At 73.3% G+C, this 15843-nt stretch carries 13 protein-coding genes and 1 other RNA gene; 2 read left to right on the top strand and 12 right to left on the bottom strand.

The window, feature by feature from the left end:
• Positions 1 to 37: 37 nt before the first annotated feature.
• The 3 genes from Sdi02f_RS34515 to Sdi02f_RS34505 form a co-directional block, all read right to left on the bottom strand.
• A complete protein-coding gene (locus tag Sdi02f_RS34515; RefSeq protein WP_031084294.1) occupies positions 38 to 820 on the bottom strand; it encodes an anti-sigma factor family protein in 783 nt (260 codons plus the stop codon).
• 71 nt (positions 821 to 891) lie between these two features.
• A complete protein-coding gene (locus Sdi02f_RS34510) occupies positions 892 to 1416 on the bottom strand; it encodes a sigma-70 family RNA polymerase sigma factor (protein ID WP_007450155.1) in 525 nt (174 codons plus the stop codon).
• Positions 1417 to 1611: 195 nt separating this feature from the next.
• Positions 1612 to 2202, bottom strand: a complete 591-nt coding sequence (locus Sdi02f_RS34505) for a CGNR zinc finger domain-containing protein (RefSeq protein ID WP_030402036.1) — start codon at positions 2200 to 2202, stop codon at positions 1612 to 1614.
• 212 nt (positions 2203 to 2414) lie between these two features.
• Here Sdi02f_RS34505 and Sdi02f_RS34500 point away from each other — a divergent pair, with 212 nt between their 5' ends.
• Positions 2415 to 2996, top strand: a complete 582-nt coding sequence (locus tag Sdi02f_RS34500; protein ID WP_108934743.1) for an anthrone oxygenase family protein — start codon at positions 2415 to 2417, stop codon at positions 2994 to 2996.
• Positions 2997 to 3282: 286 nt separating this feature from the next.
• On the opposite strand, the gene Sdi02f_RS34495 is transcribed toward Sdi02f_RS34500, so the two are convergent.
• The 7 genes from Sdi02f_RS34495 to Sdi02f_RS34460 form a co-directional block, all read right to left on the bottom strand.
• Positions 3283 to 4449, bottom strand: coding sequence for a uroporphyrinogen-III synthase (locus tag Sdi02f_RS34495; RefSeq protein WP_107049624.1), 1167 nt, complete (start codon positions 4447 to 4449; stop codon positions 3283 to 3285).
• A gap of 109 nt (positions 4450 to 4558) precedes the next feature.
• Positions 4559 to 5920 carry a nitrate/nitrite transporter gene (locus Sdi02f_RS34490; protein WP_108934742.1) on the bottom strand — a complete coding sequence of 454 codons (1362 nt, stop codon included), beginning with the start codon at positions 5918 to 5920 and terminating at the stop codon, positions 4559 to 4561.
• Positions 5921 to 6052: 132 nt separating this feature from the next.
• Positions 6053 to 6925 carry a hypothetical protein gene (locus Sdi02f_RS34485; RefSeq protein WP_053637855.1) on the bottom strand — a complete coding sequence of 291 codons (873 nt, stop codon included), beginning with the start codon at positions 6923 to 6925 and terminating at the stop codon, positions 6053 to 6055.
• 81 nt (positions 6926 to 7006) lie between these two features.
• The gene (locus tag Sdi02f_RS34480; RefSeq protein WP_030402041.1) at positions 7007 to 8332 is read right to left on the bottom strand and encodes an acyltransferase family protein; all 1326 of its coding nucleotides are present in this window, start codon (positions 8330 to 8332) and stop codon (positions 7007 to 7009) included.
• A complete protein-coding gene (locus tag Sdi02f_RS34475; RefSeq protein WP_053637857.1) occupies positions 8329 to 10524 on the bottom strand; it encodes a bifunctional polysaccharide deacetylase/glycosyltransferase family 2 protein in 2196 nt (731 codons plus the stop codon). Before Sdi02f_RS34475 ends, Sdi02f_RS34480 begins: the two co-directional genes overlap by 4 nt.
• Positions 10524 to 11609, bottom strand: a complete 1086-nt coding sequence (locus Sdi02f_RS34470; protein ID WP_167458299.1) for a hypothetical protein — start codon at positions 11607 to 11609, stop codon at positions 10524 to 10526. Before Sdi02f_RS34470 ends, Sdi02f_RS34475 begins: the two co-directional genes overlap by 1 nt.
• Positions 11610 to 12405: 796 nt before the next feature.
• Positions 12406 to 13377: a LysR family transcriptional regulator gene (locus Sdi02f_RS34460; RefSeq protein ID WP_108934741.1), complete on the bottom strand. Its 972-nt coding sequence runs from the start codon at positions 13375 to 13377 to the stop codon at positions 12406 to 12408.
• 83 nt (positions 13378 to 13460) lie between these two features.
• On the opposite strand from Sdi02f_RS34460, the gene Sdi02f_RS34455 reads away from it, so the two are divergent.
• Positions 13461 to 14756: an MFS transporter gene (locus tag Sdi02f_RS34455; protein WP_030402045.1), complete on the top strand. Its 1296-nt coding sequence runs from the start codon at positions 13461 to 13463 to the stop codon at positions 14754 to 14756.
• Between the two features lie 59 nt (positions 14757 to 14815).
• On the opposite strand, the gene ssrA is transcribed toward Sdi02f_RS34455, so the two are convergent.
• Positions 14816 to 15215, bottom strand: a transfer-messenger RNA (tmRNA) gene (gene ssrA / locus Sdi02f_RS34450).
• 103 nt (positions 15216 to 15318) lie between these two features.
• Positions 15319 to 15798: an SsrA-binding protein SmpB gene (gene smpB, locus Sdi02f_RS34445; protein ID WP_007450171.1), complete on the bottom strand. Its 480-nt coding sequence runs from the start codon at positions 15796 to 15798 to the stop codon at positions 15319 to 15321.
• Between the last annotated feature and the right edge of the window lie 45 nt (positions 15799 to 15843).

The raw sequence follows: 15843 nt of genomic DNA, 5'->3' as shown, positions 1-15843 counted from the left end.
GGGGGCCACGGAAGCTACGGCGCGCCCGGAGCCCGGGCTACGCGTCGACCTCCACGAGGCGCTTCCCGTCGAAGGTCATGACCTCGAAGTGGGAGATCTGGTGGGGGGCGAGGGCGGCGCCGCCGTGCACGTAGAGCGGCTTCTTGGCCTTGTCGGTGGCGGCGTCCGGGATGCCGTACCCCCAGTCGGGGACCGTCCAGGAGCTGAGGGTCTCCCGCTCGCCGTTCTTGCCGACGGCGATCAGGGAGCACTTCTGGGGGCCCTTGAGGTTCTTCAGTTCCAGGACCGTCTCGGTGCCCCAGGCCTTCTTCTCCAGCGCCACGGTCGCACTGACCCGCGTGGCCGGGTCGGTGGCGGTGACCCGGTCCGGCATGGCGGCGAAGGCGGCCTCCGCCGGGCTCGCGGCCTGCTGCGTCGTCTCCGCCTTGCGGCCGCCGTCGCCGTCGCCGCCTCCCCCGCCGGTGGTGGCCACGGCGGCGAACGGGCCGCCGATGATCAGGGCGGCGGCGGTGCCCACCAGGTAGAGGTTGCGGCGGCGTTTGCGCGCGCGGCGTTCGGCGACCTCGTCGACGAGCTTCTCCGACAGCCGCGGGCTCGGCTTCGCGGTCAGCGACTCGGCGATCGCGGGCGTACCGGTGCCCGGCAGGTCGGCGAGGGCGGCCATCATCGGTTCCAGGCCCGCCAGTTCGTCGAGTTGCTGGGCGCACCACTCGCAGGTGGCGAGGTGGGCCTCGAAGGCGGTCGCCTCGGCGTCGTCGAGGATCCCGAGGGCGTAGGCGCCGACGGTCTCGTGCTCGTTCGGCGCCGGTGATCCCTGCATGGGGTCAGGACTACCCGTGTCCCCCGGACCGAATCCCCCGCCGAATCCCTGAGCTCCCCCGTACCCGCTCATCACGCCGTCACCCCCCGCTCCTCCAGAGCCAGCTTCATCGAACGCAGGGCGTAGAACACCCGGGAGCGCACGGTGCCGCTGGGTATGCCCAGTGTCTGCGCCGCCTCATTGACGGTACGCCCTTTGAAGTAGGTCTCGACGAGGACCTCCCGGTGGGCCGGGGTCAGGTCGTCGAGCGCGTCCGACAGCGTCATCAGCCACAGCGCCTTGTCGATCTCGTCCTCCGCGGGGATGACCTCCAGCGGCGACGGATCGACCTCCTGCGGCCGGGCCTGCCGGCTGCGGTGGCCGTCGATGACGATGCGCCGGGCGACCGTCACCAGCCAGGGGCGTACCGATCCGGTCGCACGGTTGAGCTGACCGGCGTTCTTCCAGGCACGGATGAGCGTCTCCTGGACGACGTCCTCGGCGCGCTGGCGGTCCCCCGCGACCAGGCGCAGCACGTAGGCCAGCAAGGGGCCGGCGTGCTCGCGGTACAGCGCGCGCATCAGCTCCTCGTCGGGCTCCGAGGACGACTGCGACATGCGATGTCGGGCCCTCGCACCACGTTCACCGGCCACGACGGAATCCTTGCGCACGCCCACCTCCGATGTCCGGGGGTTCCCCCAGTCGGTCGCTCGCCCATTCGGTACGGACGCCAAGTGCGCGGTGTTCAAAGGGGGGTGACAGATTTCCCGGGAGCGGCGTGACGAACGGGACGCCGGGGCAGCTACGGGTGCTTACCGGGCGAGGGCGGCACGGCGCCGGTGGCGGGCGACGCGTTCGCGGTTGCCGCAGATCTCGCTGGAGCACCAGCGCCGGCGGTGGCCCCGGGAGGTGTCCACGTACACGATGGGGCAGTTGTCGCCCGCGCACTGCCGCAGGCTCGCCCGCGCGACGGGGTCGGTGAGCAGGTCCACGGCGTCCCGGGCGAGGGTCCCGAGCAGCGCCGCGCACCGCGGCGGGCCGGTCAGCTCGCGCACCAGCGCGCCGTCCTCGCCGGGCACTGCGCGGGGCGCCGGGGGTGCGGCGAGGGCGAGTTCGTTGACGCGGGCGAGTGCGCGGCCGTAGGCGCGCGTGGGGGACGCGGGCCGGGTACGCACCAACCGCGCGGTCTCGCCCCGCAGTTCGCGGAAGCCGGTCAGCCAGGAGGGGTCGGCGTGGGCCAGCGGGGTGCCGGGCGGGACGAGCCGGGAGCCGGCGATCCAGGCGCGCAGCGCGTCGAGGGAGCCGAGGCGTTCTGCGGGGTGGGTGGTGGCGATGAGGTCCAGACAGATCCGCCCGGTGTCGAACCGCAGCTCGTACGGGCCGGTGGCCGTACCCAGTGCCATGTTCCTGTCACCGCCTAGGGCTTGCCCGCGGGGGCGCGGGCCGGAAGGGGAGCAGGGGGACCGCGAGCGGACCGCGCACGGGCCGCTCCCTCTACAGTGCCTGCCCGCGTCCGCGCCCGGAACCCCTCGTACCGCCGGCGTGTGGACGCCTGCGCATGCGCCCGCGCGTCCGGGCCATGTCGGGTGTGCTGCCCGGCCCCTTGAATGGACGCATGACGGAAACCAACGGGGAACAGCGGTCCCGCACCGCCGCCGGAGTACTGGTCGCGGCCACGGTCGCCGCGGGCCTGATGGCCGGTACCTTCTACGTCTTCGCCTGCGCCGTGATGCCGGCGCTGGCCCGCAGCGACGACCGGGTCTACGTCGAGGTGATGCGCGACATCAACGACGTGATCCAGAACCCGGTGTTCCTGCTGGGGTTCATGGGCGCGCTGGTGCTCTCGGTCCTGGCGGGGTGGCAGGCGCGCCGGACGCCGGGCCGCTGGTGGGTCTGGGCGGGCGCGGCGGCGTACGTGCTCGCCTTCCTGGTCACCGTGGCCGGCAACATCCCCCTCAACGACGCCCTGGCCCGCCCCGGCGACCCCGCGGCGCTGCGGGAGCGGTTCGAGGATCCGTGGGTGGCCTGGAACGTCGTACGGGCCGTCCTGTCGACGGTGGCGACGGCGTGCCTGGCGGCAGGGCTGACGACCTGGGGCCGGGCGGCGCGGACCGCCGCGGCGGCGGCACGACGGCGGCCGGCGGGCGTGGCGCCCCAAGGCCCTCGGCGGGAGGCACCGCACGCGCCCCGGCGCTGACCGGAAGGCACACGCCCGGCCCGGCGACACGCAACGCCACGGCCACGCGACGACGGAAGCCGACACGCAGCACTCCCCCGAGCCCGAGCCCGCACCCGCACCCGCACCCGCACCCGCACCCGCACCCGCACCCGCAGACACCACACGCCTCCGGCACCGGCCGGAAGAACCGCCCGCACGCCCGCACCGGGCACGCGGGCGGCTCGCTGTGCGGCGCGCCCCGGAACGTGGGGCGCCCGCGGGACCGCGACTCGGCCGGGGTGCCGCAACGCACCCCGGCCGGTGGTCAGTCCGTGTACTTGGCGTCCGAGGCCGGGTCCAGGGCGAGGCGGTAGCCGCGTTTCACCACCGTCTGGATCAGCTTCGGGGCGCCGAGGGACGTGCGCAGGCGGGCCATGGCCGTCTCGACGGCGTGCTCGTCGCGGCCGGTGCCCGGCAGGGCGCGCAGCAGCTCCGCGCGGGGCACGACCCAGCCGGGCCGCCGGGCGAGGGTGCGCAGCAGGGACATGCCGGCGGGCGGCACGGCCCGCAGCTCCCCGTCGACGAGCACCGCGTGCCCGCGGATCTCCAGCCGGTGCCCGGCGACGGGCAGGGCACGGGCGCGGGCGGGCAGTTCCTGGCACAGCAGTTGGACCAGCGGCCCGAGCCGGAAGCGTTCGGGCTGGACCGTGGGGACACCCCGTGCCTGGAGCGGCACCGCGGTGACCGGTCCGACGCAGGCGGGCAGCACGTCCTGGCCGAACGCGGCGAGCAGCTCCGCCAGCATGCCCCGCTTCCCGGCCCGCTCCAGCAGGGACACCGCGGCGGGCGCGCTGGTGAAGGTCACGGCGTCCACGCCCCGCGTCACGGCGGCGTCCAGCAGCCGGTCCACGGGCGCGAGGTCCTCCGGGGGCAGCCACCGGTACACGGGCACCCCCAGCACCTCGGCGCCGCCCTCCCGCAGCGCCTCCACGAACCCGGGCAGCGGCTCCCCGTGCAGTTGAACGGCGATCCGGCGGCCCGCCACGCCCTGCTCCAGGAGCCGGTCGAGGACCTCGGCCATGGACTCCGAGGCCGGGGACCACCGTTCCGTCAGTCCGGCCGCCCGCACCGCGCCCTTGACCTTGGGCCCGCGCGCCAGCAGCTCCACCGTGCGCAGCCGCTCCAGCAGCGCGTCACCGAGCCCCCAGCCGTCGGCGGCCTCGACCCAGCCCCGGAACCCGATGGCGGTGGTGGCGACGACGACGTCCGGGGCCCGGTCGACGATCCGCTCGGTCGCGGCCATCAGCTCGCTGTCGTCGGCGAGCGGCACGATCCGCAGCGCCGGGGCGTGCAGGACGACGGCACCGCGCCGCTGGAGCAGCGCGCCCAGTTCGTCGGCCCGGCGGGCGGCGGTCACGCCCACGGTGAACCCGGCCAGCGGGCCGTGCTCGCGCCGCTGCCCCTCGTCGCCCACGTCGCTCAGGTCGTCCATCGCTCGCCGCGCTCCGTTCCGTTCACACCCACGTGCACCGTCACGTGGCGACCGAGCCTGCCAACTCCGCGTGACGGGCTCGGTTCCGCCTCGTGTCACCAGTGTTACGTCATACCTCGGCCCGGCTGAGCCCGGCCTCGGCCCGTGCCGGGCCCGCGGTGGCCTCCGGCGCCCGTACGGCGGGACGGCGAAGGTATACCGCCCAGGTGAGGGCGAGGCAGACGGCGTAGAAGGCGAGGAAGGCGACGAAGGCGCCGGTGCCCGTGCCGGAGGAGAGGAAGGACTGCCGGAAGGCGAGGTTGACGCCGACGCCGCCGAGCGCGCCCACCGCGCCGATCAGCCCCATCGAGGCCCCGGAGAGCCGCCGCCCGTACGCCACGGCCGCCTCGCCCTCCAGCCCCCGGGCCAGCGCCTTGTTCTGGAAGATGCCGGGGATCATCTTGAACGTCGACCCGTTGCCCAGCCCGCTGAGCACGAACAGCACCACGAACACGGCCACGAACAGGGCCAGCGACTCGGCCGCGCTCGCCGCGACGAGTACGGCCGTGGCGGCGGCCATGGCGACGAAGTTCCACACGGTGATCCGCGCACCGCCGTACCGGTCGGCGAGCCTGCCGCCCACCGGCCGGACCAGGGAGCCGAGCAGCGGTCCGATGAAGGTCAGGTACGCCGCCTGGAGCGGCGTCCGGCCGAACTGGCTCTGGAGCACCTGCCCGAAGGCGAAGCTGTAGCCGATGAAGGAGCCGAACGTGCCGATGTACAGCACGGACATGATCCAGGTGTGGGCGTCCCGCGCGGCGTCCTTGGCGGCGCCGGTGTCGTTCCTGACGGAGGCGAGGTTGTCCATCCGGCCGGCGGCGAGCACCGCGGCCAGGAGGATCAGCGGGATGTAGACGCCGAGCAGGACCCGGGGCCCGCCGCCCGCCCCGATGATCGCGAGCGCGGCCAGCTGGATGACCGGCACGCCGATGTTGCCGCCCCCGGCGTTGAGCCCGAGCGCCCAGCCCTTCTGCCGCAGCGGGAAGAACGCGTTGATGTTGGTCATGGAGGAGGCGAAGTTGCCGCCGCCGATGCCGGCCAGCAGCCCGACCAGCAGGAAGGTCGGGAAGGAGGTGCCCGGCTCCATCACGGCGAAGGCCGCGACCGTCGGCACGAGCAGCAGCCCGGCGGAGACGACCGTCCAGTTGCGCCCGCCGAAGACGGCCACGGCGAAGGTGTACGGCACCCGCACCACCGCGCCGACGAGCGTCACCAGGGACGTCAGCAGGAACTTGTCGGCCGGTGTCAGCCCGTACTCCGGGCCCATGAAGAGCACCAGCACGGACCACATCGTCCAGACGGAGAACCCGATGTGCTCGGAGAGGACGGAGAAGAACAGGTTCCGCCGGGCGGTCCGCTCCCCCGTCTCCCGCCAGAAGGTCTCGTCCTCCGGATCCCAGTGCGCGATCCAGCGGCCGCCAGGGACTGTCATGACGCCTCCACGGTGCTCCACAGCTCGATGGCGCCGACGCTAGGAGGGGCGCGTTTCGGTCCGGTGGGGCTGTGGATGACCGGGAGGGAACGTTGCTCTCACCCGGCACGGCCGCGGGATGAGAGGTCGCGCTCAGCCCTGCGGGGGCTGGGGCTGCCAGTGCGGGTTCTGCTGCGGGTAGCCCTGCGGCGGGTACGGCTGCTGCGCGGGGGCCTGCGGCGGGTACGGCTGCTGTGCCTGCGGCTGCGGGGGCGCGTAGGGCTGCGGCGGCTGGGCGTACGGCTGCTGCGGGGCCTGCTGCGGGTAGCCGTACGGCTGCTGCTGCGGCGGCCGGGGGGCGTACGGGCCGGGGGCGGGCTGTCCGTAGCCGCCGGGAGCGGCGGCGCCGAAGGGGTTCCCGTGCCCCGGCAGGTGCCCGCCGGGCGGCAGGTACCGCACCCGCCCGGTCTCGTCGGCCATCGGCACGAACCCTGCGGCCTGCAGCCGGGCCGCGAACTTGGCGTTGCGCTTGCGGGTGACGAGGAAGCCGATGCCCAGGGCCGCCATGAGGACCAGCCAGATGATCCCGGAGATGACGAAGTCGTCGGACGAGCCGCCCTGGCGGTAGGCGAGGACCACGCACGCGACGGTGGCGCCGAGCGCGCCGTAGCCCATGTTCTTCTGGGCGTTCTTGCCGGTGAGGTCGAAGTTGATGCGCGCCTTGAGGAGTTCGAAGGCGTCCGGCACGAGCGGCGGCAGGGACACCCCGTCGCCCGCGTTCGGGTACTGCGCCCAGTTCTGCGCGGCCCGGGTGCGGGCCTGCGGGCCGGGGTCGGGGACCAGCAGCATGGTGAGCGCCGCGTTGTTCCCGCCGGTCTGGCGCACGTCGGCGTACTCGTACCCGAACTGCTGGGCGACGAAGGCGAGCTTGGCGAGCTTCTTCACGGACGACATCCGGCTGGTGAGCTGGACCGGCTCCCCGCTCCCCATCAGCTGCAGCATCTTCTGCGTCTGCCGCTTGCTCATCCCACCGCTCCCCCTGCCCGGCTCACGCCACCCTGGCCACTCCCGCAACCGGGGCAGTCTCCCACGGCGCGGGGACGGGCGTCAGCCCCGGTGCGACGCCCCCGTCCCGGACCGGCGCCCCGCGGAGCGCTTGGCGCCGTTCGGCCAGAGCCTCGGCCTCCGCTTCGCGGCGAGGTCCTCGACCCAGCCGACCGCCAGGATCGCCAGGCCGATGAGGGGCCACACGAGGGAGAACATCCAGAGCGTGTACGAGCCGTCGAGGGCGCCGACCGCGCGCTCGCTCTGCATGAAGGGGAGCTTGTAGAACAGGTCGATGATCGGGACCGTCGCCATGATCAGCAGGTTGTGCCACAGGTAGATGGTGACGGCGCGGTTGTTGGAGAGGGTGATCAGCCGGTCCCAGTTGGCCAGCCGGCCGGGCAGCTCCCGCCACGACGGGGAGTACTGCAGCAGGATCACGACGAAGCCGAAGGACCAGGTGGCCTGGGCGAGCGGGATGTCGTTGAGGTCCCAGCCGTCGGGGCCCAGATGGCCCGACGCCCACCACAGGCCGAAGGCCATCACCAGGGACGCGCAGGAGACCGAGACGTACCGCGGGATCTGCTTGAGCAGGCCCTCGTGGTGGGCGAAGCCCAGCACCCAGCAGCTCCCGTAGACCGCGAAGTCGGTGAGGGCGAGGCCGGTTTCGCCGGGGACGGTCACCAGGCCCGTGCCGACGACCGCCGTCAGGCCGAGCGGCGCGAGCAGCGTCGGCCAGGGAGCCCTGCGGAACAGCCAGAGCAGCAGGGGGGAGGCGATGACGAACCAGAGGTAGGCGCGCAGGTACCACAGGGGACCGGCGGCCTGCACGGCCCAGGTGTCCTCCAGCAGTCCGGACGGGGAGCCGACGTGCCAGGGATAGGGCGGGGCGCCGATCGGGACGATGTAGTTGAACAGCTCGATCAGGCCCCAGGTGCCGCCGCGGTCCGGATCGTCGGACGGGTTCCAGCCGTTCACGAACATCATCGTCAGCGCGACCGCCGCGAAGGCCCACATCGGCGGCAGGAGACGGCGTATGCGCCCGCGGATCACGCTCATCGCCGGGCGCTTGAGCGAACGCGCCATCAGCGATCCCGCCAGCGCGAACATCACGCCCATCGACGGGAACAGCACCGACAGCCAGGCCCAGCCGAAGAGGTGGTAGACCACGACACGGACCAGGGCGATCGAGCGCAGCAGGTCGAGGTACCGGTCGCGGCCCGGCTTCCCGCCGGACGGGGCGGGGTCCGGCGCGGGCGGCGTGGTGCGCTGCCGCGGGACCGCGTACGGCATCCCCGCGGTCGCGTCCGGGACCCCCGCGTGCGCGGGGTCGTGCGGGTGGACCGGTTCCGGGCTCATACCCGTACCGGTGGTGTGTCCGTGCGTCATGCCACGGGCCTCCGATCGGCGTTGCCGCGCCCACGCTGCTGCGGCACGGAGCCGCCGGGCGCCCCGACGACGCCGGTGCGCCGCAGCTTCTGCCAGCGCAGACGACCGCCGGTGAGCGCGGTGATCCAGGACTGGAGCAGGACGACGTACATGAGTTGGCGGTAGAGGATCTGCTGCAGCGGCAGCGAGATCAGGTGGGTCATGCGTTCCCGGTCGAGCCGGAAGGCGTACGCCGCGCAGACCGCCTGGATGGCGAGGACGCCGAGCCAGGCCACGATCGTCTTCTCGGTGGGGCCGAAGACGATGCCGTAGAGCAGGAAGACGTCGATCAGCGGGGCCAGCAGCGGGGCCAGGACCATGAAGAGCGAGACGAAGGGCAGGCCCACGCGGCCGAAGCGGCCCGAGGGACCCTTCTCGATCACCGCGCGGCGGTGCTTCCAGATGGCCTGCATCGTGCCGTACGACCACCGGTAGCGCTGGGACCACAGCTGCTGGACGGTCTCCGGGGCCTCGGTCCAGGCGCGGGCGTTCTCGGCGTAGACGACCCGCCAGCCGGCCCGGTGCAGCGCCATGGTGACGTCGGTGTCCTCGGCGAGCGTGTCGTCGCTCATGCCGCCGATGGGCTCCAGGGCGGAGCGGCGGAAGGCGCCGACGGCGCCCGGGATGGTCGGCATGCAGCCGAGGACGTCGTACATCCGGCGGTCCAGGTTGAAGCCCATCACGTACTCGATGTGCTGCCAGGCGCCGATGAGGCTGTCCTTGTTGCCGACCTTCGCGTTGCCCGCCACCGCGCCCACCTTCGGGTCGCCGAAGGGCTGGACGAGTTCGCGGACGGTGGAGGGTTCGAAGACGGTGTCGCCGTCCATCATCACGACGATGTCGTGACGGGCGTTGGCCAGGCCCCGGTTGAGCGCGGCCGGCTTGCCCGCGTTGAGCTGGCGTATCACCCGCACGCCCGGCAGAGCGAGGCTCTCCACGATCCGTGCGGTGCCGTCGCTGGAGCCGTCGTCGATGACGATGACCTCGACCGGGTGGTCGCTGGCCACCAGCGAACGGACCGTGTTCTCGATGCACTTGGCCTCGTTGTACGCCGGGACCAGCACCGTCACCGGTTCGGTGACCGCCGGGCCCCAGCGGAAGCGTCTGCGGCGCACCCGGCGGGCGTGGACGCCGGACAGCAGGAGCATCAGGACGAACCGCCCGATGACCAGGGTGCCGATGATCGCCAGGCCCACCACCAGGACGTCGGTGAGCTTCTCCGAGGCCTGGACCAGGAAGACCCAGGCCTTGCCCTTCCACAGTTCGGCGCCGGTCACCGGGGTCATGGCGCTGGGCGCGTCCAGGGCCTCGGTGAGGTTGTCGAACGTGTAGCCCTTCTCCTTCAGGTCGGGCAGGAACCGGTCCAGGGCCTGCACGGTCTGGTGGCGGTCGCCGCCGGAGTCGTGCATCAGGACGATGGCGCCCTTGCCGCCGTGCGGCGTGGCCCGGCGGATGATCTCGTCGACGCCGGGCTTCTTCCAGTCCTCGCTGTCGGTGTTGTTGACGACGGTGAGGTAGCCGCGGCCGCCTATGTACTGGGTGACCGGCCAGGACTTGTTGTCCATGGCGTCGGCGAAGGAGGAGTACGGCGGACGGAACAGCGAGGTCCGCACACCGGCCGCGCCGGTCAGCGCGAGCTGGTTCTGCGACAGCTCCCAGTCGATGCGCTTGGTGGACTGGTAGGACAGGTCGGGGTGGTTGAAGGTGTGCAGTCCCACCTCGTGGCCCTCGTCGACCATGCGCTCGACCAGGTCGGGGTAGCGGGAGGCCATGGTGCCGGTGACGAAGAAGACGGCGTGCGCGTCGTGCTTCTTCAGCACGTCCAGGACCCGCGGCGTCCAGGTCGGGTCCGGACCGTCGTCGAAGGTGAGGACGAGCCGGTGGTCGGGCACGCTGAGGCTCTCGGTGCGGCCGGCGCGCGTGTCGATGACCGGACCGCCCTCGAGGATCTTCTCGGGCACGTCGGTGGTGGCGGCGGGCGGCTGGACGCGGTGGTCGGCGAGGATCTCGCTGTGCACGTAGCCGCGCAGCATGAGCATCGCCACCAGGGCGACCAGGACGAGCAGCGGAAGCAGCAGGCGCAACGGCAGGCGACGGCGAGAGCCCTCACGGGCGCTGCGCGCGGCCCCGTGACGGCGGGTGCGGGATGCCATCAGAGGGTGTTCTCCGGGGACAGGGAAAGGGAGGCGGAAGAGTCGGAGGAGGAGGACGCGGCGGTGCCCGCCGGACCGGCGACCACGACGGGTGCGCCGGCCGGACCGGCGACGGGGTCCGGGCCGCCCGCGCCGTTGGGGTTGGTGCCGCCCTCACCCGGGTCGGTGCCCGTGCTGGGGCCGTCGGTGGGTCCGGTCGGCTCGGCGGGGGTGTCGCCGCCGCCCGCCGGGGTCGACGGGTCCGTGACGGGGGGCGTCGACGCCTGCGTCGACTGGGCCGGGTCGGGGCCGGTCACGCCCGACCCGCCCGGGTTCCCGCCGGCACCGGACGCCGAGGACTGCGGGCCGCTGCTCGTGCCGGGCTGCCGTGCGGTGCCGTCGACGACGCCGGACCCACCGGAGGCGGGTGCCTGGCCCCCGGGCTCGGTCGCCGTGCCGGTGCCGGCCGAGGGGCTGGTCTGCGGAGCGGTGCCGCCGGTGCCGGAGGGCTGCGCAGGCTGCGAGGGCAGCGGGGTGGTGTCGACCTGTCCGGCCGGTGCGCCCTCCTCCTGGCCCGGTACGGGCATCCAGGGCGCGTCGGAGTTGCCGGAGAGCAGTGTGGAGACGATGACGACGGCGTAGACCGCGCAGGCGATGCCGACGAGGATGCCGAGGCGGCGGTAGAGGCGGCTGCGGCGGCCCGAGGCGTCGACGAAGACGGGGCCTTCCGACGGTTCCGCGCGGCTCTTGCGGTGCCCGCGCTCGGCGCGCAGGAGTTGGCCCTCGCCGAGCTGGACGGCGTCGAGCTGGACCGTGACCTCGTGCGGGTCGTGGGTGTGATCGGCGGCACCCGCGCCGGCGCCTTCTTCGCCCTCCGCGTCCGGCAGTTCCTGCCAGGGGTCGCGGAGCACGGCGGTGGCGGGGCCGGGCGGGGGTGCGGTCGCGGGGGAGGGCGAGGCCGCGGGGAAGCCCCGGGTGGGACCGGCCGACGGGAGGACGTCCGTCCGGTCGGGATCCGAGTGGACGCCCTGGACCGAACCCGACGCCGGAGCGGCATACGGGGCCCTGTCGAAGGCGGCGGCCCTCGGGGCGGCGGGGCCGGTCACGGGCGAGGCTGCGGGGAAGGCGCGGGTGGGACCGGCCGACGGGAGGACGTCCGTCCGGTCGGGATCCGAGTGGGTGCCGTGGGCGGGACCCGACGCCGGGGCGTACGGGGCCCTGTCGAAGGCGGCGGCCCTCGGGGTGGCGGCGTCCGGGGCGTGGTGCGGGGCGGCGTTTCCGGGGTTCGTCCCGGACGGGCTGGTGGTGCCCCAGGTTATGCGGCCCGGGGCCGACGGGTCCGGGCCCGCAACTCGGCGGCGGTGGCCGCCTATTCGGGCACCCGGGATCTGCGTCCGGTCGGCCGCGGGGCCCGCGCCGGCGTGCGGGCTGTCGCCGGATTCCCCGAACCACCCCGGACCCGACGCGGATCCGGCGAACCCACCGGAACCGACAGAAGGGGCGGGAGGGGCATAAGGGGTGGAAGGGGTGGTGGCGGGGGCGGAATCGGGCCCGGTGTATCCGTCGGCCCCGCGGGGCTCCCGCGCGCTCACCGGGGACCCCCCGGCCGGCAGGAAGGCCCGGGCCGCCGGCAACACCTCGGTGGCGTCAGCATGTCGTCCTGCCTCCGAGAGATCACGAGCCCCGGACCCGGCCTCGGCCTCGGGCGGCCACTCCGGTTGGGCGTCTTTTTGCCAGTTCTTCACGCGCGCGCACTTCCCCCCAAGGGATACGTCCGGGCGCGCACACGACTCCGAGCACGCGTCGGCCGAACCGGCCCCCACCAGGTCCGAGCGCCCCCTGTATCACACCGTGCTCAGGCAAAGAATGTAGCGCACGCGGAGGATGTGTGGTTCCCGCGTGTCACTTGTGGACGGACATCACAGCGGCGTCGGCGGCCGGAATCCAGCTCCCGTCAGGGACTGCGAGCCAACCCTTTTCGGTCGCGACCTGGGACGCCGCCCGGCGCAGCGCGTCGAGCGCGGGGTGCACGAGCCCTTTTCGCCAGACAAGTGACACCGGCGACAGCGGCACGGGGCCGACGAGCGGGCGCACCACGGTCGAGGGCATGGCCGGAAAGCTCCGCACGGCGAGGACCGGATTGCGCGTCTTGTCCATGATGCGCTGGAACTCCTCCTCGCCGACGGCCAGCGGCACGGGGGGCGCCACACGGATGCCGCGCCCCTCGAACAGGCGGTGCGCCAGATCGGTCCACTCCGGTGTGCGCGGGTTGCCGGCCCCGGCGTACACGCTCTCCCCGGCCAGCGCGGACAGCGGCACCTCCGTCAGCCGGGCCAGCGGATGGTCCTCGGGCAGGACGACCGCCATGGGCTCGCAGCGCACCGGCTGGTGGCGGAGCCCCGCCCGCAGCACCGCGGGCAGCCCCGCGAACCGGCCGAAGGAGGCGTCGAGCCGGCCCGCGACCAGTTCACCGGCGGCGTGGGTCAGCCCGCTCTCGTAACGGGCCATCAGCTCCTGCTCGGGAGCGAGCGAACGCGCCCGTTCCAGGACGACGCGGCCGGTCGCCAGCCCCGGGGAGTTGAGGTCGACCAGCAGCGGGCGGGCCTGCCCGAAGGCGGCGAGCAGGTCGTCCTGCGCCTGGAGGACCCGGCGGGCGTAGGGCAGCAGCCGCTCGCCGTCGGCCGTCGGCGTCACCTGCCGGGTGGTGCGGACGAACAGCTCGGCTCCCAACTCCCGCTCCAGGCGCCGCACATCCCTGCTGAGCGCCTGCTGGGCGACGTAGAGACGGGCGGCGGCTCGGGTGAAGTGCAGCTCCTCGGCGACGGCGACGAACGCGCGCAGGAGGCGGGGGTCGAGGTGGGTGGGTGCGGACACCCGGTGAATTTACAACGGGGCTGCGTGAATGGCCACGGAGAAGGTGTTGGACCCCGTGATCGCCCCGGGGCGACGGTGGTCCCATGCCGCAACCGACCCCCGCGCGCCGCTCCCGCCCGGCTCCGCCCGCCCCCTTCCTGGCCGTCACCGCCGACACCGTGGTCGCGGCCGACTTCCGCCCCCGCACCCGGCACCGGCCGCCGGGCCCCTACCGGCGCCTCCTGTCCACGCCCGGCGCCCGGGGCTTCACCGCCGGGAACCTGATCGCCCGGCTGCCGCAGGGCATGTTCAGCGTGAGCGCGGTCGTGATGATCGCCGGCACCCGCGGTTCGTACGCCCTCGCCGGCGCCGTCACCGCGACGGGACTGGCGGCCACGGCGCTGGTCGCCCCGTGGACCGCACGGCTCGTGGACCGGTTCGGCCAGGCCCGGGTGGCCGTGCCCGCCGCCCTGTTCGCCGCGCTGGGCTCCGTCGCCCTGCTGCTGTGCGTGCGGTACGGGGCGCCCGCCTGGACCCTGTTCGCCGCGTACGCCGCCACCGCGACGACACCCAACACCGGCGGCATGGCCCGTGCCCGCTGGGCGTACCTGCTGGAGGGGGACGCCGACGCGCTGCACACCGCGAACTCCTTCGAGCAGGCCACGGACGAGCTGTGCTACATGCTCGGCCCGGTCCTCGCGGCGCTCCTGTGCACGGCGCTGTTCCCCGAGGCGGGCACGCTCGTGGCCGTGGTGCTGCTGGTGAGCGGCATGCTGCTGTTCGCCGCCCAGCGTGCGACCGAGCCCCCGGCCCGCCCGCGCCCGACGGCCAAGGCGCCCTTCCGGGTCCCGGGCATCCCGCCGCTGCTGGTGGTGTGCCTGGCGATGGGCGGGATCTTCGGCTCGATGGAGGTCGTGACGATCGCGTTCGCGGACGCGGAGGGCCACCGCGCGGCGGCCGGTGCGGTCCTCGCCCTCCAGGCGGCCGGTTCCTGCGCGGCGGGCCTGCTCTACGGCGCGCTCAAGCCGGCCGGTCCGGCCGAGCGCCGCCTGCCGTGGTGCGTGGCCGCGATGACGGCCCTGCTGGTCCTGCCCCTGCTCGCGGCCTCCCTCGGCGGCTCGCTGCCCCTGCTCGCGCTCACGCTGCTGATCGGCGGCATGGCGACGGCGCCGACGATGGTGACCACGATGACCCTGGTCCAGCACCGCACCCCGGAGGGCCGGCTGAACGAGGGCATGACCCTCGCGGTGACCGGCCTGCTCGGCGGCATCGCCTGCGGCAGCGCGGCGGGCGGCTGGACGGTGGAGCACGTCTCCCCCACCGCCGCCTACGGCATTCCGGTCACGGCGGCGGCACTGGCCCTGCTCCTCGCCCTGCTTCCCACGCGCCAGTCCGCTTGAACGCGGAAACCCCCTGGGGCCACCGGAAGTGTGTCCGGCGACCCCAGGGGGTCCTGGGAATGTGGAGATGGCGGGAATCGAACCCGCGTCCAACGGTGCGGAACCAGGGCTTCTCCGTGTGCAGTCCGCTTCGCTTTTCTCGGCCCCGGAGATCACGCGGACAAGTCTCCGACGGGCTCAGTCACTGTTTGGTTTCCCTCTTCACCCCGTGACCGGGATCAAGGTTTAGTCCCCTAGCTGATGCCAGGATCCGGGTCGGGAACAGCCCCGGGCTGACACTCCCTTAATAGGAGGCTCGCTCTGCTACCTGAGATCAGGCAGCGAGGGCGAAGGCCTGCTGGGAGGAATCGCGCTTGGTGTTGGCGATTATTTTTTTCGGCCTGTGGTTTACGAGATCATGGCCGCTTCCTCGACACGCTTCCCCTGCTTCGACAGCCGCTGTCGAAACCGATCATCCCCATGTTGATTTTTCAAACCCTCCGAAGAGGGCGCGCACCCGCTGTGAGGTGCAGGTGCCATCGTACGTGACCAACACGCACGCGTGCCAGCCTATTCCCGCGCCTCAGGCCCGCTGCTTGCGCCGGATCGCCGAGATCGTCCGCTCCGCCTCGCGCCGGTCCTGCTTCTCCCGGAGGGTCTGCCGCTTGTCGTACTCCTTCTTGCCGCGTGCCAGCGCGATCTCGACCTTGGCCCGGCCGTCCTTGAAGTAGAGCGCCAGGGGCACGATCGTGTGACCGGTCTCCTGGGACTTCGACTCCAGCTTGTCGATCTCCACGCGGTGCAGCAGCAGCTTCCGCTTGCGCCGTGCGCTGTGGTTGGTCCAGGTGCCCTGGCTGTACTCCGGCACGTGCACGTTGTGCAGCCACGCCTCGTGTCCGTCCAGCTGCACGAAGCCGTCCACCAGTGAGGCCCGCCCCTGGCGCAGCGACTTCACCTCGGTACCGGACAGCACGAGGCCGGCCTCGTAGGTGTCGAGGATCTGGTAGTCGTGCCGCGCCTTCTTGTTCTGCGCGATCAGCTTGCGCCCTTTTTCCTTAGCCATAGTGCGGTCCATTTTGGCACTACGGAGGGGCCTGGCGGAAAGCCG

Source organism: Streptomyces ardesiacus (assembly GCF_003112575.1).
GTDB lineage: Bacteria > Actinomycetota > Actinomycetes > Streptomycetales > Streptomycetaceae > Streptomyces > Streptomyces ardesiacus.
The sequence above is the reverse complement of the archived record's forward strand: the minus strand, read 5'-3'. Positions and strand labels throughout refer to the sequence as shown.